Raw genomic sequence first — 17,999 nt, 5'->3', positions numbered from 1 at the left:
ACTGCCTGCGGCATGTGCCCGTCCGAACCCGCTGTGTGACGACCGCCCGCGCGCCCGCGCTCCGCGCCCCCGTACCGCACAACGGTCCGCCCCCTCCGTGCGGTGCGGAGGGGGCGGACCTGCGACCGGGCGCCTGGGCGGGCGGGGCGATCGACCCTGGGGAGGTGATCTCTACTTGCCCGGCGCGCCGACCGGCTTGCCGTCGGGCGCGACGGCGTACCACGTGCCGCCCACGCCCTGACCGTTGGTGTCCCCGGGAGCCTTGTCACCGGAGAAGGTGTAGATCGGCCAGCAGTTGACCGTCATCTGCTTCACCCCATCGGGGCGGGTGAAGGGCATCAGGCCCTTCTTCTTGACGCCCACGGTGTCGGCCTCGCGCACCGGGCCGACGGCCGGCCACTTCTCCAGGCAGGCGCCGGTGCAGTTCGACACGGACTTCGGCCAGGCCTGGTCCTTGAGGAAGCGGTAGACCGTCATGCCCTTGCGGTCGACGACGATGTCCCCGAGCTCGGGGTCCTTGCGGACGGACAGTCCGGGCAGGGACGCCATGGACGCCTTCTTGCCGTTCGGGGCGAGCGCGAACCACGTGCCGCCCACTCCCTGGCCGTTCACGTCACCGGAGTTGACGTCCTTGACGTAGCGGTAGGCGGGCCAGCCGCCGACGGTCAGCTGCTTGGTGCCGTCCGCACGGGTGATCTCGCCGAGGAGCGCCTTGTCGATCCCGGCGCCTGCGGTGGCGTCGCCGGCGGGCACGGGCGGCCAGGTGGTGGCGCAGTCGCCGGCGCAGTTCGACGTGGGCGGATTGGCGGTGTCCTTGTCGAACCGGTAGAGGGTCAGCCCGGAGCCGTCCGTCAGCACGTTGCCCAGATCCGGGTTGGCGGCCACGGTCAGTTCGCCCGCGGGGGCGGCCGGGACCGCGGAGCCGGAGGTCTGGTCGCCGTCGGCGCCGTAGCCGTTGCCCGTGCCGCCGCCCGGACTGCCGTAACCGCCGGCCGGGGCCGTGGCCCCGACGTTCTGGGCGGCCGACGTGGGGGGCGTGGGGTTGTCCTGACCGCACGCCGTCGTCAGCGCCAGCACCGAAGCGGCTATGGCCACCAGTGAGGCGGTCCGCCAGGAGGTATTCATCGTCAACTCCCCTAATTTTGCTGGATGTTGCAGCGCCTCGCCGAGCCGCCGCACGGTCATGGGTACGCGGGGAGGGGGGTGGAGTGTTCAACGGGAGCGCGAGATTTTCTCTCCGGGGGCCGCGGAGCGTGCCGTGAACCGGGAGCCACAGGGGGAAAAATCAGCCAATCGCGTTACTTCGTCCCGTCAAACCATGGATCATGCTTTGCCGCTCATACGGACCAATCCCGGGCCATGGCGGAGTGGGCGGGGCCCGGGAGCCTCATGATCTCGGTCGTGCATGGACCCGAAGCGACCCGAACCGCGCCCGCCGCACGGGTGTTGGCCCTGTTGGCACTGACCTGGACCCTGGTGGGCTGTCCGGCCGGTACGGCGTCGGCCGACGCCTGTGCGTACGCCTCGACGGGCCCGGACGGCACGGTGGCGGTGGCCGTGGCCGGAGGCGGCGGACACCTGCCGTCCCCCGAACTCTCGGCTCCGTTCCATCACGGGGTACCCCCGATCCCGCCCTGCCCGAAGCCCACCCCGCCGCCGTGCCCGCCCACGCCGACCCCGACGCCGACACCCCCTCCGCCACCACCCCCACCGCCGCCTCCGCCCAAACCGACGCCGAAACCGCGGCCCACTCCGGCCCCGAAGCCGCCGCCGAAGCCGCCCGTCCGGCCCGCCCCGGCGCCTCCCGCGGCCCGGCCGGCCCCTCCCCCGCCGCCCCCGCCCGCCCCGCGCCCGAAACCGAGGCCGACCCCGCCGCCGAAGCCCACCCCACGGCCCTCCGTGACCCCGGTGAGCTACCCGGTCCACCACTCCCGGCCCACCTCGCACCCCGTGCCCTCCCCGACCGCCCCGGTCACCTATGTCCTGCTCATCGCCGTGCCCGCGATCGTCGCCGTCGCGGCGCTGCGCCCGCGCTGACGCGCCGGCCCTCACTGCTGGAGGCATCTCTTGTCGGATTGGCTTGTTCTCGTCCTCGCCATGCTGGGGGCGTGCGCCGTGGTGGTCGTCATCACCGTGGTGCGGCACAAGCGGGCTCCCGAGGACGAGGATCCCAACGACACCCCGGACGTCATCGAGTACATGACGATGTGGATCGGCGTGGTGTACGCCATCGTCCTGGGCCTGGCCATCGCCGGCGTGTGGGAGGCGCGCAGCGCCGCCCAGGACCATGTGCAGGCCGAGGCCCAGGCGTTGCACGAGATCTCCGAGCGGGTGCGGGTGTACCCGCCGGACGTCCGTGACCGCATCCGGGGCGACGTCGACGCGTACGTCAGCTACGTCGTGACCACCGAGTGGAAGTCGATGACCGACCACGGGCGGGTCACCGCTCACGGCGCCGAACTGCTGGGCCGGGTCCGCCAGGACGTCACGGACTACCAGCCGAGGAACGACTTCGAGGCCCAGGCCTACCAGCCGGTGCTGGACCAGATGGCCGCCGCCGACCAGGCGCGCAACGCGCGCGCCGACTCGACCGGGGCCACCATGCCACCCGTGGTGTGGTGGGGGCTGCTCGCCGGAGCGGTGATCACGGTGGGCATGGTCTTCGCGCTGCAGATCCGGCGCACCGCCCGCGAGTTGGTCCTCGCCGGGCTGTTCTCCGCGACCATCGCCTTCATGCTCTTCCTGATCTGGGACTTCGACGCCCCGTTCAGCCGGGGCATCGCGGCGACCGCGGAACCGTTCCTCAACCTGTTCCCGCACGCCGGGGGCTAGCCCCTCGATCGCCGACAGGCCTTCGCTCCGGTGCCCGTGAGGGGCCGGTGCGAAGGCCTGTCGTCGTGTGTCCGTCGCCGCAGGTCACCGGTCCGCCGGGGGCGGGCCGGGGCGGGGTCAGAACTGCTTCTCGTTGCGGCGGCGCAGCATGAACGCGCCGCCCCCGAACACGGCCGAGGCCACCAGTCCGCCGCCGATGGCCATGTCGGTCGGCGTCGCACCGGTGGTGCTGCTGCCGCCCAGTCCGCCCTGGACGCCGCCGAGCACGGTGAAGGCCCAGTTCCGGGTCAGGGTCCGGCGGTTGCAGGTGACCGTGATGTCGTACCGGCCGGGCCGGGCGTCGCGGTCGACGGTGATGTCGGCGCGTGAGCGGTCGTCGCCCTGCGGTTCCAGGGTGGTCGTGCGGAAGGCCCGGGAGGACACCGTGCCGCCCTGGCAGCCGTCCACGGTGACGCTCAGATGGCCGCCCGCGGCGACCACCTCGGGGTGGACGACGATGTTGCGCACCCCCTCGCCCCGGTTGCCGAAGTCGTCACCGTGCCCGAACTCGTTGTCCCGGCCATGGTCGTTGCCCCGGCCACGGTCGTTGCCCCGGCAGTCGTTGTCGTTCCTGTTTCCGTTCCCGTTGAAATTCCCGTTCCCGTTCCTGTTCCCGTTTCCGTTGAAGTTGCCGTTGCAGTTGAAGTTGCCCCCGAAGCCACCGACGCCCCCGAAGCCTCCGACTCCTCCGACGACGCCGCCGACGCCTCCGACACCGCCGACCCCGCCGACCCCGCCGACCCCGCCGCCGATCACGACGTTGCCGTTACTGGTTCCGGTTTCGCCGGACGGGCCGCCCGGGTTGGGCATGCCGTCCGCGACCGCCATGGGGGTGGCGAGCCCGAGCACCGCGACCGCGGCGCACGCGGCCGCCAGGGCACGTTGGTTCCGCATGTGTTCCTCCGCGGGAGGCACCCCGGGTCCCGTTCCCGGAGTGTCGGCGAGAAAGCACCTCCCAGCAAAACCCTCGGACTCCCGGAACACGCCCGCATGTCGAGAATGCTCCGTCCTGGTGATCCGACACTCCGTCAGACAACCACACAATCGGAAATCTCCGCAGGTCACAGGCCGTCAGAAAATCTCTTTCGGTTGCAACTCGGATGGCGCACCGAAAAGCGCGCGTGCCACCCGTTCGCCCGCCGTCCCGTCGCCCGCCGCGTACGGGGGACTTAGCGTTTTCCCATGCGCGAGGAATGCGGGACACCCGCGTCGAGAGGGGATGGCGAATGTATGCGTCCGAATGGGCCGAGCTGGCCGAAGAGGAGGAGCGGCGGAGAAGGCGCGCCCCTTGGGGCGTCATAGCGCTTGTTCTCCTGACCGGCCTGGCGCTCATTCGCAACGGCTCCGGGGAGTTCGACGTCGGCCCGCCGCAGCCCGCCTCGGCCGCCGCCCCGGACACCCGCACCCCCCCGGAGGTCTCCGCGGCGCAGGCCGCGCCCTCCCCGCTGCCGTTCGCCGCGGTCGACCGCATCCGGATCCCGGCGATCCAGGTGGACGCGCCGGTGATCCCGGTCGGTCTGGACACGAACGGCTGGGTCGGCGCACCGCCGCCGGACGACCCCAACCTGGCGGGCTGGTTCACCGGCGCGGTCTCGCCCGGCGAGAAGGGCACCTCCGTGATCGTCGGCCACGTCGACAACCAGCAGGGCCCCGCCGTGTTCTACGGCCTCGGGGCGCTGAAGAAGGGCAACCGGGTCGAGGTCCTGCGCAAGGACGGGAAGTCCGCGGTGTTCGAGATCTACGGGGTCGAGGTCTTCGAGAAGAGCAAGTTCCCCGGCGACCGGGTGTACGGCTCGAAGGGCACACCGGAGCTTCGGGTGATCACCTGCGGCGGCGGTTTCTCGAAGCAGAACGGCTACGACGGCAACGTCGTCGTCTTCGCCCGCCTGGTCACGGTCGACTGAGGCGCCGCGGCCGGGCGGGCGGACGCCGTCTCAGGTGCGGCGGCTCGGCACGGTGAGGTGGTAGCCGGAGTCGAGCAGATAGGGCAGGTACTCGTGGATCGCCCGGACGCTCTGCGAGCGGTCGCCCCCGGCGTCGTGGGAGAGGATCACGACGCCGGGGCCGGCGTTGTCCTCCACCCGGTCGACGATGGTGCGCGTTCCGGGCTCCTTCCAGTCCGTGGTGTCCGTCGTCCAGGCCATCGGCTCCATGCCCATCTGGGCGCCCAGTTGGAAGGCGGCGCGGTTCCAGGCGCCGTAGGGGGCGCGGAACCACTGCGGGCGGTCCCCGTAGGCGTCCTCGATGATGTCGCTGGTGCGCTCCATCTCGGAGCGGATGTCCCCCCGGCCGAGTTCGGTCAGCAGCGGGTGGGTCCAGGTGTGGTTGCCGACGACATGGCCGTCGTCCGCCATCCGGGCCAGCAGTTCCTTGTTGTCGACGACCATCTCGCCGCACACGAAGAACATGGCGCGCACGTCGTACTTGGCGAGGGTGTCCAGGATGTGCGGGGTGTAGTCCGGGTGGGGACCGTCGTCGAAGGTCAGCATCATCTGCCGGCCGCGCGTGGAGATCCGCACGAAGGGCTGGTGCCGCACGGTGAGCTTGTGCGGCTTGGCACGCGGCGGGCCGTTTCCGGTGAGCGGCTGGAGCCGGAACTCGGACGGCTTCAGCACCGGGCGTGCCTGTGGGCCGGCGAGGACCGGGGGTGGGGCCGGTGTTTCCTCGCTGCCCGCCATGATGAGTCCGGCCGTGCCCGCGGCACCGAGAGCGGCGGCGCCGGCGAGCAGCATCCGGCGCCGCGTGAACAACTGATCCTTCTGCATGACCCATCAGTCGCCCCACGACCCTTCGGCGCACCACAGCGACACCGTTGCGGCGGCGGAAAAGCACCCGTTCGGCGCAGTTTGCACACCCATGTGCAGTACGGCGCGGGTGGCCGGGGTCCGCGCGCCCGCGCCGGGTTCGTCCGCTACCGGTGCCGCACCAGCGGGAACGGGAGGGTCTCGCGGATCGTGAGGCCGGTGAGGAACATGACCAGCCGGTCCACGCCGAGGCCGAGTCCGCCGGTCGGCGGCATCGCGTACTCGAGGGCGTCGAGGAAGTCCTCGTCGAGTTCCATGGCCTCGGGGTCGCCGCCGGCCGCCAGCAGCGACTGGGCGGTGAGCCGGCGGCGCTGTTCGACGGGGTCCGTCAGCTCGGAGTAGGCGGTGCCGAGTTCGGTGCCGAAGGCGACGAGGTCCCAGCGTTCGGCGAGCCGCGCATCGCCGCGGTGCTGCCGGGTGAGCGGACAGACCTCGGCCGGGAAGTCCTTGTAGAAGGTGGGCAGCCGGGTGCGGTCCTCCACGAGCCGCTCGTACATCTCCAGGGCGATGTCACCGGGGCCGTCGTCGGCGGTGTACGGCACACCCGCCTGGTCGCACATCCGGTGCAGCCGCAGGAGTTCGGTGCCGGGGGTGACCTCCTCGCCGAGGGCCTCGGAGATGGCTCCGTACACCGTACGGACCGGCCACGGGCCGGAGATGTCGTACGCCTGGCCGTCCCGGTGCGCGACGGGTGTGCCGAAGGCGGCCGTGGCGGCGGCCTGCACGAGGGCGCGGGTGAGGTCGAGCATCACGTCGTAGTCGGCGTGCGCCTGGTAGGCCTCCAGCATCGTGAACTCGGGGTTGTGCTTGTAGGAGACGCCCTCGTTGCGGAAGGCGCGGCCCAGCTCGAAGACCTTCTCCAGGCCGCCGACGCACAGCCTCTTGAGGTACAGCTCGGGGGCGATGCGCAGGTACAGGTCGAGGTCGTAGGCGTTGCTGTGGGTGGTGAAGGGGCGGGCGTTGGCGCCGCCGTGGATCTGCTGGAGCATCGGGGTCTCGACCTCGATGTAGCCGCGGTCCAGCAGTCCCTGGCGCAGGGCCTGCACGACGGCGCAGCGGGCCCGCAGCACGGCGCGGGAACGGGGGCTGGTGGCCAGGTCGAGGTGGCGGCGGCGGACCTTGGCCTCGGGGTCGGTGAGGCCGCGCCGCTTGTCGGGCAGCGGGCGCAGGCACTTGCCGGTCAGCTGCCAGGCGGTGACGAAGACGGTGGGCTCGCCCCGGTCGCTCGGGCCGGTGTGGCCGCTGGCGGTGATCAGGTCGCCGATGTCGGTGTCGGCGCGGAAGCGGTCCAGCTCGGGACCGCTGCCGTGACGGGTCAGGGCGATCTGGTGGTCGCCCGACCAGTCCCGCAGGATGGCGAAGAGGATGCCGCCGAAGTCGCGGACCAGCAGCACCCGGCCGGCCACGGTGACGTCCTGGTCCAGGGGTACGTCGGCGAGGGCGTGGGTGGGGGCGGGGGTGCCGACCGGGTAGGGATCGGTGCCGGCGGCGCGCAGCCGGTCGAGGGTGCGGTGGCGGACGCGGACCTGGTCGGGCAGGCCCGCCTCCGGTGCCGCGGGCCCGGCCTCCTCCCCCGCGGCCCGGCCGGGTGCCGCCGGCGGCGGACCCGGGAGGGCGGCGGGCCCCGGCCCCGGCTCGGTGTGGCCCCGGCGCCAGAGCTTGCGCAGGGACGGTACGGGGACGAACCCCTCGGCGATGCCGGAGGCGAGGCCGATGCGGGCGAGGGAGGCGGTCTCGCCGTAGCAGATGAACCGGGGGTACCACTCGGGGTGGTACTTGGCGTTGGAGCGGTAGAGGGCCTCCAGCTGCCACCAGCGGGAGAAGAACAGCAGCAGGCGGCGCCAGAGCCGCAGGACGGGTCCGGCGCCGATGCGGGCGCCCTCCTCGAAGACCGAGCGGAACACCGCGAAGTTCAGCGAGATCCTGTGCACCCCGAGGCGCGGGGCGGCCGCGCACAGCTCCGCGACCATGAACTCCATGACGCCGTTGGGTGCGGCGCGGTCACGGCGCATCAGGTCGAGGGAGACGCCGTCGCGGCCCCAGGGCACCAGGGAGAGCAGGGCGAGCAGCCGTCCGCCGTCGCCGATGGCCTCCACGAGCAGGCAGTCGCCGTCGGACGGGTCGCCGAGCCGGTCCAGGGCCATGGAGAAGCCGCGTTCGGTCTCGGTGTCGCGCCAGGCGTCGGCCTTGTCGACGACCTCCTCCATCTCCCGGTCGCCGAGGTCGGCGTGGCGGCGGATGCGGCAGGTGGCGCCGGTGCGGCGGACGCGGTGCACGGCCTGCCGGGTGACGCGCATGTCCCGGCCGCCCAGGTCGAACCCGGGTACGTGCAGGATCGCCTCGTCGCCGAGCTGGAGGGCGCCGAGGCCCGCGCGGGCGTAGGCGCGGGCGCCGTCCTCGGAGGCGCCCATCACGGCGGGCGCCCAGGCGTGCCGGCGGGCCACGTCGAGCCAGGCGGCGATGGCGGGCGGCCAGGCCTCGGGGTCGCCGACGGGGTCGCCGCTGGCGAGGCAGACCCCGGTCTCGACCCGGTAGGTGACGGCGGCCTTGCCGCTGGCGGAGAAGACGACGGCCTTGTCGCGGCGGGTGGCGAAGTAGCCGAGCGAGTCGCGTTCGCCGTAGGCCGCCAGCAGGGCGCGGATACGGGCCTCCTCGTCGCCGTGCAGGGCCGCTTCCAGGCGCTGCGAGCGAAACAGCGCGGCGGCGGCGTTCAGCAGGGCGAGCGCGCCGAGCAGGCCGAGCACGAAGGTGACCTGGCGCGGCGGCCTGCCGTCGAAGGCGCTCTCGGAGATCAGCCCGCCGCACACCCGGTCGGCGGCCCAGGCCAGGTGCTGGCCCTGCGGCAGGGTGCCCGGGAACAGCACGACCAGGCCCCAGCCCACCAGGACCGCCACAAGGATTCCCGTCGCCAGGACGGCGAGCGCCCGCCACACGGCTCCGCGGCGGGAGGCGGCGTAGAACTCCCCCCGGGCCACCACCAGCAGGAGGAGCAGCAGCCCGCACAGCACCAGGGACGTCACCGAGTCGACGTACAGGCCGAGGGCGACGCCGACGGCGTCGGTGACGACCACCAGGCCCAGGTAGACGACGACCAGCCACCAGGCGACCTTCTTGCGGGCGGCGGTGGCGCCGGCCAGCAGGAACAGGAAGACGGCGTAGGCGAGGTTGGCGCTGATGGGGACCAGGAGCGTGTCGAGGGTGTGCACCAGCGGGTGCAGCAGCCGGCGCAGCGGGGCGACGAAGGCGAGCAGGGCGCAGAACAGGCCGAGCGCGCCGAAGAGGGTTCCGAAGGCCTCGGGCACCCGGCCGAGCCGGCCGCCCGGGAGCGGGCGTGTCGGCCCCCCGGCGTCGCTTCGTGCGGCCGGCCCGGCGGTGGCGGTCATGTTTCCGACTGTAGGAAGGCGCGGGGCCACGCGCCCGTCGAGCGGCCCGGGCCTCGGCAGGAAGCGGTGATTCCGATAGCCTCGGGACGTGGCGGAACAGCATGATCAGCACGAGCAGCACGAGCAGCACGAGGAGCACGAGCGGCACGAGCGGCACGAGCAGCGCGAGCGGCAGGCGCACCGGTTCGAGCGCGGTACGGACGGGCCCAAGGTCATCGTGGTCGGGATGGACGGCTCGGAGTCCTCCATGCGGGCCGCCGCCTACGCGGGCGGTCTGGCCCGGCGGCAGAACGCGCTGCTGGCCGTGGTGTACGTGCAGCCGGTGCTGGCGGCCGGGGCGGCACTCGGGGCGCCGGTGGCGGAGACGACCGACGAGATCGCCGAGGATCTGATCGCCCACATAAGGGCGGCGACGGAGCGGGTCAAGGGGATCTTCGACGTGCGCTGGGAGTTCCACACGTTCCGCGGCGACGCCTACAACGGCCTGGTGACGGCGGCCGACGAACTCAAGGCGGACGCGGTGGTGGTGGGCGCCTCCGAGCAGGCCGGGCACCGCATCATCGGCTCGGTGGCGGTCCGGCTGGTGAAGGCCGGGCGGTGGCCGGTGACGGTGGTTCCGTAGGCGGTGGTTCCGTAGGCGGTCGTTCCGCAGGCAGTCGTTCCGCAGGCAGTCGGAGGAGCGTCAGCGGGGTCGCCAGCAGCAGGACTCCGGCGAGGGCGATCGCGGTGCGCGGCCCGGCGAGACTGCCCAGCAGCCCCCACAGGGCGGTCATGCCGGCCGTGACGGCCTTGCCGGTGACCGACCAGGCGGACAGGGTCCGGGCGAGACGGTCGTCCGGGGTGCGTTCCAGTCGGTAGGTGGCGAGCACCGGGCTGAAGACGCCCGAGCCGGTGATCACCCCGAGTTCGACGGCCATCACCAGCAGCAGTCCGGGGAGGCCGGGCCGGACGAAGGCCAGTCCGAGCGGCCACACGACGCGCAGGACGGCCATGGTGAGCAGGATCCGCCGCTGTCCGTGCCGGGCGACGAGCGGGCGGGCCAGCCGGGAGCCGACCAGGCCGCCGAGGCACGGCACCGCGAAGGCGAGGCCGTACTGCCAGGGGGCGAAGCCGAGCGGGCCGAGCATGAGGACCGCGAGGGGCGGGGCTGCCGCCATGAGCAGGCTGTTGGCGAGCAGCGAGTTGAGGAACAGGGGCCGCAGCCTCGGGTCGGTCAGCAGGTGCCGCCAGCCTTCGAACAGGTCGGCCACCTTCAGACCCGGGGCGCCGGTGCGCTCGGGGGGTCGTTCGGTGCCGCCGACGGCCCGGATACCGAGGGCCGAGAGCAGAAAGCTGACGGCGTTCGCCACGACCGTCGTGACCGGTCCGAACACGCCGATGACGGCGCCGCCGAGGGGCGGTCCGAGGACGCTGGCGGTCCAGTTCGTGGACTCGAAGCGGGCGTTGGCGGTGAGCAGCCGGTCGGCCGGTACGAGGCCCTTCAGGAAGGCCCCGGAGGCCGCGTTGAAGGTGATGTCCGCGGACGCGACGAGGACGGAGACGACCAGCAGCTGGCCGAGGCCGAGCCGGCCGAACGCGTAGGAGGCGGGGATGGTGAGCAGGGCGACGCACCGGACGAGGTCCATCCCGGCCATCACGGGCCGCTTGCGCCGCAGCTCCGTCCAGAGCCCGAGCGGCATCGCCAGCAGGGCGCCCACGGCGGGTCCGGTCGCGGCGAGCAGCGCCACATGGGCGGAGTCCGCGTGCAGCACGAGGACCGCGATCAGCGCGAAGGCGTCGAAGGCGAGCCACGTCCCGAACGCACTGACCGAGTAGGCGGCCCACAGCCACCCGAACCGCCGCCCCATGCACAACCTCCCGTTGACCCGGCACATGAAAACCCGCAGGTGGCCGCCGAATCAAACAACTCTCGCGCCCGCTACCACAACCGTTGGTTGTACGGTGACGACATGGACCTCACGGCAGTGCGCACCTTCGTCACCGTGGCCGACTCCGGGCAGTTCCAGGAGGCCGCGGCCCTGCTGGCGGTCACCCAGCAGGCCGTCTCCAAGCGCGTCGCCGCGCTGGAGAAGGAGCTGGGGGCACGGCTGTTCACCCGGACCCCCCGGGGCGCCGCCCTGACCGCCGACGGCCAGGCCTTTCTGCCGTACGCCCGCGAGCTGCTGCTCGCCGAGGAGCGTGCGACGGCCTCCGTGCGCTCCGGGCGGCGGCCCCTGCGGGTCGATGTGATCGGCCCGCGGCTCGCCCCCGCGGCACTGCTGCGCGGCTTCCACGAGGCGCACCCGGACGTCGCCCTGGACGTCGTCACCCTCTTCGACCTCGACTCGGCGGTCACCGCCCTGCGCTCCGGTTCGATCGACGCGACCTTCCGCGCCGTCGCCGCGCCCGGCCGTCCGCTGCCCCGGGGTATCGAGGCCGTCCGGGTGTACGACGAGCCGCTCCAGGTGCTCACCGGCCCGGGGCATGCCCTGGCCGGCCTCCGCTCGGTCTCGCCGGGGCGGCTGGCCGGGCACCGGATCTGGATGCCGGGCATCGTGGAGGGCACCGAGTGGGCCGCCTACTACGCCGCTCTCGCCGCCGCGTTCGGGCTGACCATCGACTCCTCGGGCCCCAACTTCACCGGGGCGGTGCAGGACGCGGTCGCCGGCTCCGACACGCTGGCGACCCTCGTCACCGAACAGAACCGGCTGATGTGGCCGGCCGGCCACGATCTGCGCCGGATCCCGCTGCGCGACCCGACCCCCGTCTACCCGCACTCCCTGCTGTGGACCACCGGCAACCCGCACCCGGCGCTCGCCGCCCTGCGTGCCCACCTCCCCGAAGCGCGCCCGCCCGGCACCGCGGCGGACGTGACGGATGCGAAGGGCTCGAAGGAGGTGGCGGACGCGAAGGGCTCGAAGGACGTGACGGGCGCGAAGGGCTCGAAGGAGGTGGCGGACACGACGGAGACCTGGCTGCCCGGGTGGGCCGGGACCGTGCGTGGCGTCTTCCGCCCGGGGCGCCCCTGAGCCATCATGATCCGCCGTCAGCCGTTTGCCGTCGGGGAAGAGGTGAGGCGCGTGGCAAAGCTCCGTGTGGGTGAAGGGATTCTCCGCCGCAAACCCATCGAACACATCGAGGAGAGCGAGGTCCACGAGGGGGCCACGCTGGAGCGCTCGCTCGGGCTGTGGCAGCTCACCGCGATCGGCGTGGGCGGCATCATCGGCGCCGGCATCTTCACGCTGGCCGGCACGGTGGCCAACGAGACGGCCGGGCCCGCGGTGCTGGTGTCCTTCCTCATCGCCGGTCTCGCCAGCGCCTGCGCGGCGCTGTCCTACGCCGAGTTCGCGGGGCTGATCCCGAAGGCGGGGTCGGCGTACACGTACGGGTACGCGGTGCTCGGGGAGTTCGCGGGCTGGTTCATCGGCTGGGACCTGCTGCTGGAGTACACCGCGATCGTGGCGGTGGTCGCCATCGGCATCTCCGGGTACTTCAGCTTCCTGGTCGAGCAGATGGGCGCGAACCTGCCCGCGTGGATGCTGGGCGCGCCCGGCACCGGGCACGGCCACCGGGTCGACCTGTTCGCGGCCGTGCTGTGCCTGCTGATCGCCTGGCTGCTCAACCTGGGCATCCGCAGCGCCGCCCGCTTCGAGACGATCGTGGTCGCGCTCAAGGTGCTGGTGGTGCTGGTGGTGATCGCGGTGGGCGTGTTCCACATCAACGCGGCGAACTACCACCCGTTCTTCCCGTTCGGCGTCAGCGGGGCGTTCACCGGTGCGGCGACCGTGTTCTTCGCCGTGTTCGGCTACGACGCGATGTCGACCGCGGCCGAGGAGTCGAAGGACGCGCAGCGGCACATGCCGAAGGCGATCATCTACTCGCTGGCGATCTCGATGGTGCTGTACGTGGCGGCCTGTCTCGTCCTGACCGGCATGCAGAACTACCGGCACATCGACCCGGAGAGCGGCTTCTCCACGGCGTTCAAGTCGGTCGGCCTGGACAAGCTCGCGGACGTGATCGCGGTCGGCGCGATCATCGGCATCCTCACCGTGATGTTCACGTTCATGCTGGGCGTGACCCGGGTGTGGTTCTCGATGTCCCGGGACGGGCTGCTGCCCCGCTGGTTCGCCAAGACGCACCCGACGCGGCACGTGCCGACCCGCGTGACGTGGATCGTCGGTGCCGCCTCGGCGCTGATCGCCGGGTTCCTGCCGATCGGCGAGGCGGCCGAGCTGACCAACATCGGCATCCTGCTGGCGTTCGTCGTGGTGTGCGTCGCGGTGATCGTGCTGCGCTACCGCCAGCCGGAACTGCCGCGCACCTTCCGTACGCCGTGGATGCCGTTCGTGCCGGCGCTGGGCGTGGTCTTCTCCATCTGGCTGATCACGTTCCTGCAGTGGCAGACCTGGGTGCGGTTCGCCGTGTGGTTCGTGATCGGCTGCGTGATCTACTTCGGCTACTCCTACCGCCGTTCGGCGCTGGCCGGCGCGCCGACCGAGCGGTGATCACCGCTCGATGAGCAGACCGTCCTTGGCCGCTCCGCGGCTGAGGACGACGTCCTGGATCCGGTCGCGCGCCGCGGCCAGTTCGGCGCCGCCGGCGATGGCCTGGCCGAGGTCGAGGGCCCGTCCCGCGTCGAGGTCGAAGACCTGCGGGAGGGCCTCGGCCCGGGTGATCTCCCAGCGGGCGCCGGGGCGGGCCGGCGGGGCGAAGGTGAAACGGCCGATGGTGGACTCGTCGCCGCGGGAGTCCCGGGCGCCCTGGTCGTTGTACATCTCGCCCGCGACCTGGTCGCCCATGCCGTAGACCACCCAGGTCCCGTTGACCTTCTCGTAGGCCTGCGGGACGTGGGCGCCGGTGCCGAGGATCAGGTCGATGTCCGGGCGGCCGGCGCTCTGCGACGCCGTCAGGCGCTGGGCCAGGGTGAGCTGCAGCTGGTCGGGGGCGTCCTGCCAGGCGGTGCCCCAGTGCACCGAGACCACGACCACGTCGGCGCCCGCCTTCCGGGCGGCGCGGGCGTCGGCGATCATCCGCTGCTCGTCGACCTGGTTGACGGCCCAGGCCGGGCCGGCGCCCAGCGGGTGCTGGTCGCCCGCGTAGGTGTACGACAGATGGGCGACCTTGGCCGGGCCCGCCTTGAGCATGGGGACCGAGCGGGCCTCGGACTCGTTGCGGGCGGTCCCGGTGTGCCGCAGGCCCGCCTGGTCCATGGCGGCGAGGGTGCGCTGGAAGGAGTCACCGTCGTCCAGGGCGTGTTCGGAGGCGGTGGAGCAGCTGTCGTAGCCGGTGGCGGCGAGGCCCCAGGCGATCTGCGGCGGGGCCGTGGAGGCGGGGTGGCCGTTGCGGTCGCCCTCGTGGACCATCTCCAGGTGGCACAGCGCCACATCGGCGCGGGAGACGACCGGTTCGATACCGGAGAGCATCGGACGGAAGTTGTAGCCGTTGCCGCCGGCGTCGAAGCCGGCCCGCTCCACGACCGAGGCGTGCGGCAGGACGTCACCCGAGGCGACGAGTGTGAAGCCCTGGGCCGCGGGCGGCGCCGGGTTCGCGGAGGCGGCCGTGCCCTCCCGCTCCTGGTTGGTACAGGCGGCCGCCGCCGCGAGCAGGGCGGTCAGGGCCAGAGCCACCTGGTGTCTGCGTCCGATCATCAGCTCACCCCAGAGTTGTCGTATTGGCAGACAAAGCCGTGACAGGCATATGGGTACGAAGCCGACGCCCGGCGCAAACAGTCCGGGCGCTCTGATTAACCCATCCGGTGTCAGGCCCCGCCGTCCGTGACCGTTCGGCGCACCGTTCGGCGCACCGTTCGGCGCGCCGTTCGCCGTACCACTCGCCGTACCACTCGCCGTACCGCTCGCCGACACGTTCGACCGTCCGTCGCACGGTCACGCGAACCCTCTGTCCCCCCGGTGGCGGCCTGCGCTGACATACGGGCCATGGCCGGAACGATGACTTACCCGCGGTCCACCACCGCGGAGGACACCCTGGCGGAGCTCCAGCGCGAGCACGGGCGCCCCCTGTTCTCGCTGCTGCTCAAGCTCAGCGACGGGGACCGGCAGCGTGCCGAGGACCTCGTACAGGAAACCCTGGTGCGGGCCTGGCAGCATCCCGAGGCCCTGCACGCCGAGGGCTTCGACTCCATACGACCCTGGCTGCTGACCGTCGCCCGGCGGCTGGCGATCGACGCGCGACGGGCCCGGCAGGCCCGGCCGCCCGAGATCTGCGCGGAGGTCCCGGAGCACGCGCGGACGACCGACGACCCCTCCGAGCGGGCCGTCACGAGGCTCGACGTCCGGGACGCTGTGAAGACACTCACGCCCGAGCACCGTGACGTGCTCGTACTCGTGTATCTGCGGGGGGCCAGTGTGGCGGAAGCGGCGAAAACGCTGGGCATTCCAGCCGGTACCGTGAAGTCCCGCGCGTACTACGCGCTGCGCGCCCTGCGCCGGGCCCTTCCGGATTATTCGACCGACCTGCGGTGAAACCGGCGTCGGAGCAAAGTCTTGGCAAAGCGCCTTGCTGTGACCCCCGTTCGGGCCATCAGCTGTCCTCATCCGTGTTCCGGGCGGGGACCGGGTTCGGGCGACGCGCACGCACCGGAGGAGGGCAGGAAGGGATGCTGCACAGAGGTCACGAGAGCATGGACGGCACCGACGACGATGAACTCGCCGTCCCCATGGCCTGGTTGTACGCCGAGTACATCGCCGACGAGCTGCTGCGCACCGGCGATCTCATGCCGCCGACGTCCTTCGAGTTCCGGGCAGGCCGGGACGCGCTGGCGCTGACCGTCTTCCTGTCCGACACCGACGGCGAACTCTCCTGCATCCGGGTGGTCTCGCAGCTGGAGACGTGGCTGTCGCTGACGCAGTACGACCAGCCGTGGCGGGACTGGGTGCACGAGCGGCTGGCCGAGCTGACCGCCGAGGCGGCCAGGTCCGCCGCGCCCGCGCCGGATCTGGCGCTGGCACGGGACGCGTGGCACTGGCTGGAGGAGACCGAGCTGCTCGCGCCCGACCTGGACGCGGTGCCGGGCGGCGCGACGGTGTTCGGTGAGGACGACGGACCGAAGGTGTGGACCCCGGCCTGGCGCCTCGGCCTGCCCCTCGGGCATCTGGCCATCCACCTCTTCTGAGCCGTCGGCCGCTGAGCCGTCGACCGGGGCCTGCAGAGCCGTCCGGCCGATCGGGCGTTCGGAGTTCTTCGAGGCTTTCCTGAATTCGCACCAATCCGGGGGCCCGGCCGCTCCGAATCTCCCGGCCGGGATTCCGTGTGCGGCTTGAGTGATTCGGCCGTCCTGTGCGTACGGGTGGGAGCAACGAGTCACCCCACCCCCACCCCACGGCACGAGGATTCGGCATGAGGTCCCTGGAACGGCATCGCGACGTCGGCGCGTACGCGCTCGGCGTGCTGGACGAGGCGGACGCCTTCCGCTTCGAGGACCACCTCATGGAGTGCCCCCGGTGCACGGCACACATGACCGAATTCGGGCCTGCGACACGGCAGTTGATGCTGTACCGGCGGGCCACCCCGCGCTTCGTGCACCCCCTGGCCCAGCCCGGCCCCCGGCTGCTGGAACGGCTGCTCGGACAGATCGCCCACCGGGACCGGACACGGCGCCGCCAGTTCCTGTACGGCCTCGCCGCCACCGCGGTGCTCGCGGTGACCGGTCCCGGCCTACTGGCCCACACGGGCCACGGTGAGAACGGTCCGCGGGTCACCGCGGCGACCGACCAGGCGACCGGCGTGTGGGCGCGGATCACCTCCGAGGACGAGGACTGGGGCAGCCGGCTGCGCCTGGAGGTCAAGGACGCCTCCGGACCCCACACCTGCCGGCTCGTGGTCGTCGGACGGGACGGCTCGGAGCAGAACGCCGGCGCCTGGGGGGTGGGCGCGCCCGGCACCGGCCCGATCACGGCCCTGGCCGGCTCGACGATGCACCCCGACCAGGTCGCGCGCTACGAGGTGCGCACCACGGACGGGCAGCGCCTGATCACACTCCGGGCGCGGTAGCCGGACCACGGCACCGGCCGGTCCCCTTCCGCCCCCAGTACGGCAGCCTCCACCCTCACTGCGGCAGCCTCCGCCCTCACTTCAGCAGCCGGGACATTCTGCGGTCCGCCAGCGGCCTACCGCCGGTCTGGCAGGTGGGGCAGTACTGCAGCGAGGAGTCGCTGAAGGAGACCTCGCGGATGGTGTCCCCGCACACCGGGCACGCCTCGCCGGTACGGCCGTGGACGCGCAGACCGCTCTTCTTCTCGGCCTTCAGCCGTCCCGCCGCCAGCCCGCGCGAGCGCGCCACCGCCTCGGTGAGGGTCGTGCGCAGCGCCTCGTAGAGCCGCGTGGTCTCCTGCGGGGTCAGGGCCGCGGCGAGCTTGAACGGGGACATCTTCGCGGCGTGCAGGATCTCGTCGCTGTAGGCGTTGCCGACCCCGGCGATCAGGGACTGGTCCCGCAGCGCGCCCTTCAGCTGCCGTCTCTCGTCCTTGAGCAGGGCGGCGAAGCGGGACTCGTCGAACGCGTCGGCGAGCGGGTCGGGGCCGAGGCGGGCGATGCCCGGCACCTCCTGAGGGTCGTGCACGACGTACACCGCGAGGCGCTTTTGCGTACCGGCCTCGATGAGGTCGAAGCCCTCGCCCGTCTCCAGTGCCACACGCAGCGCCAGCGGGCCCTTGCCGGGGCGGGGCATGCCGTCGGGGAGGGGGTCCTTCCACTGGAGCCAGCCGGCCCGCGCCAGATGGGTCACCAGATGCAGGCCGCCGCCGGTCTCCAGGTCGAGGAACTTGCCGTACCGGCGCACGGCGGTGACCTCGCTGCCCTCGACGGCGGTGACCGGCGGGTCGTACGTCTTCAGCACGCTGATGGCGAGCGGCAGCACCCGCACCACCCGGCGCCCGGCCAGGTGCTCGGCGAGGAAGTCCTTCAGCGCTTCCACCTCGGGCAGTTCCGGCATGGATCCAGAGTG

At 72.4% G+C, this 17,999-nt stretch carries 16 protein-coding genes; 9 read left to right on the top strand and 7 right to left on the bottom strand.

All coding sequences use genetic code 11. The features are described 5' to 3' along the window. Positions 1–171: 171 nt before the first annotated feature. Positions 172–1,125: an SCO0930 family lipoprotein gene (locus ACGFYV_RS15030; RefSeq protein ID WP_393878802.1), complete on the bottom strand. Its 954-nt coding sequence runs from the start codon at positions 1,123–1,125 to the stop codon at positions 172–174. A gap of 783 nt (positions 1,126–1,908) precedes the next feature. Here ACGFYV_RS15030 and ACGFYV_RS15025 point away from each other — a divergent pair. Both ACGFYV_RS15025 and ACGFYV_RS15020 read left to right on the top strand, forming a co-directional pair. Then, a complete protein-coding gene (locus tag ACGFYV_RS15025) occupies positions 1,909–2,037 on the top strand; it encodes a hypothetical protein (RefSeq protein ID WP_393878801.1) in 129 nt (42 codons plus the stop codon). A gap of 30 nt (positions 2,038–2,067) precedes the next feature. After that, the gene (locus ACGFYV_RS15020; protein ID WP_393878800.1) at positions 2,068–2,832 is read left to right on the top strand and encodes a DUF4239 domain-containing protein; all 765 of its coding nucleotides are present in this window, start codon (positions 2,068–2,070) and stop codon (positions 2,830–2,832) included. Positions 2,833–2,949: 117 nt separating this feature from the next. Here ACGFYV_RS15020 and ACGFYV_RS15015 read toward each other — a convergent pair whose 3' ends face one another. After that, positions 2,950–3,765, bottom strand: a complete 816-nt coding sequence (locus ACGFYV_RS15015; protein ID WP_393878799.1) for a hypothetical protein — start codon at positions 3,763–3,765, stop codon at positions 2,950–2,952. 332 nt (positions 3,766–4,097) lie between these two features. Between ACGFYV_RS15015 and ACGFYV_RS15010 the strand changes: the two genes are divergently transcribed. Beyond that, a complete protein-coding gene (locus ACGFYV_RS15010) occupies positions 4,098–4,775 on the top strand; it encodes a class F sortase (protein WP_393878798.1) in 678 nt (225 codons plus the stop codon). 30 nt (positions 4,776–4,805) lie between these two features. On the opposite strand, the gene ACGFYV_RS15005 is transcribed toward ACGFYV_RS15010, so the two are convergent. Together ACGFYV_RS15005 and lysX are read right to left on the bottom strand one after the other, a co-directional pair. Next, positions 4,806–5,636: a polysaccharide deacetylase family protein gene (locus ACGFYV_RS15005; protein WP_393878797.1), complete on the bottom strand. Its 831-nt coding sequence runs from the start codon at positions 5,634–5,636 to the stop codon at positions 4,806–4,808. A 146-nt stretch (positions 5,637–5,782) separates the two neighbouring features. Then, positions 5,783–9,058, bottom strand: a complete 3,276-nt coding sequence (lysX, locus tag ACGFYV_RS15000; RefSeq protein WP_393878796.1) for a bifunctional lysylphosphatidylglycerol synthetase/lysine--tRNA ligase LysX — start codon at positions 9,056–9,058, stop codon at positions 5,783–5,785. Positions 9,059–9,272: 214 nt separating this feature from the next. Here lysX and ACGFYV_RS14995 point away from each other — a divergent pair, with 214 nt between their 5' ends. After that, the gene (locus ACGFYV_RS14995) at positions 9,273–9,680 is read left to right on the top strand and encodes a universal stress protein (RefSeq protein ID WP_393878836.1); all 408 of its coding nucleotides are present in this window, start codon (positions 9,273–9,275) and stop codon (positions 9,678–9,680) included. On the opposite strand, the gene ACGFYV_RS14990 is transcribed toward ACGFYV_RS14995, so the two are convergent. After that, positions 9,616–10,905 (bottom strand): MFS transporter, encoded by a 1,290-nt coding sequence (locus tag ACGFYV_RS14990; RefSeq protein ID WP_393878795.1) that lies wholly within the window; start codon positions 10,903–10,905, stop codon positions 9,616–9,618. The two genes, ACGFYV_RS14995 and ACGFYV_RS14990, sit on opposite strands and share 65 nt — an antisense overlap. Before the next feature lie 102 nt (positions 10,906–11,007). Between ACGFYV_RS14990 and ACGFYV_RS14985 the strand changes: the two genes are divergently transcribed. After that, positions 11,008–12,066, top strand: coding sequence for a LysR family transcriptional regulator (locus ACGFYV_RS14985; RefSeq protein ID WP_393878794.1), 1,059 nt, complete (start codon positions 11,008–11,010; stop codon positions 12,064–12,066). A 51-nt stretch (positions 12,067–12,117) separates the two neighbouring features. Beyond that, a complete protein-coding gene (locus tag ACGFYV_RS14980; protein WP_393878793.1) occupies positions 12,118–13,542 on the top strand; it encodes an amino acid permease in 1,425 nt (474 codons plus the stop codon). On the opposite strand, the gene ACGFYV_RS14975 is transcribed toward ACGFYV_RS14980, so the two are convergent. After that, entirely contained in the window at positions 13,543–14,685 is a 1,143-nt protein-coding gene (locus ACGFYV_RS14975; RefSeq protein ID WP_393878792.1) for a CapA family protein, read from the bottom strand. A gap of 300 nt (positions 14,686–14,985) precedes the next feature. Here ACGFYV_RS14975 and ACGFYV_RS14970 point away from each other — a divergent pair, with 300 nt between their 5' ends. The 3 genes from ACGFYV_RS14970 (at position 14,986) to ACGFYV_RS14960 (ending at position 17,047) form a co-directional block, all read left to right on the top strand. Further along, positions 14,986–15,519, top strand: coding sequence for a sigma-70 family RNA polymerase sigma factor (locus tag ACGFYV_RS14970; protein WP_393878791.1), 534 nt, complete (start codon positions 14,986–14,988; stop codon positions 15,517–15,519). A 134-nt stretch (positions 15,520–15,653) separates the two neighbouring features. After that, a complete protein-coding gene (locus ACGFYV_RS14965) occupies positions 15,654–16,169 on the top strand; it encodes a hypothetical protein (protein WP_393878790.1) in 516 nt (171 codons plus the stop codon). Between the two features lie 224 nt (positions 16,170–16,393). Beyond that, entirely contained in the window at positions 16,394–17,047 is a 654-nt protein-coding gene (locus tag ACGFYV_RS14960) for a zf-HC2 domain-containing protein (protein WP_393878789.1), read from the top strand. Between the two features lie 76 nt (positions 17,048–17,123). Here the strand turns inward: ACGFYV_RS14960 and ACGFYV_RS14955 are convergent, their stop codons facing one another. Beyond that, positions 17,124–17,987: an Fpg/Nei family DNA glycosylase gene (locus ACGFYV_RS14955; RefSeq protein WP_393878788.1), complete on the bottom strand. Its 864-nt coding sequence runs from the start codon at positions 17,985–17,987 to the stop codon at positions 17,124–17,126. Between the last annotated feature and the right edge of the window lie 12 nt (positions 17,988–17,999).

Source organism: Streptomyces sp. NPDC048297, from assembly GCF_043201585.1.
Taxonomy (GTDB): Bacteria; Actinomycetota; Actinomycetes; order Streptomycetales; family Streptomycetaceae; genus Streptomyces.
Note: the sequence above shows the minus strand (reverse complement) of the source record. Positions and strands in the feature narration are given on the sequence as shown.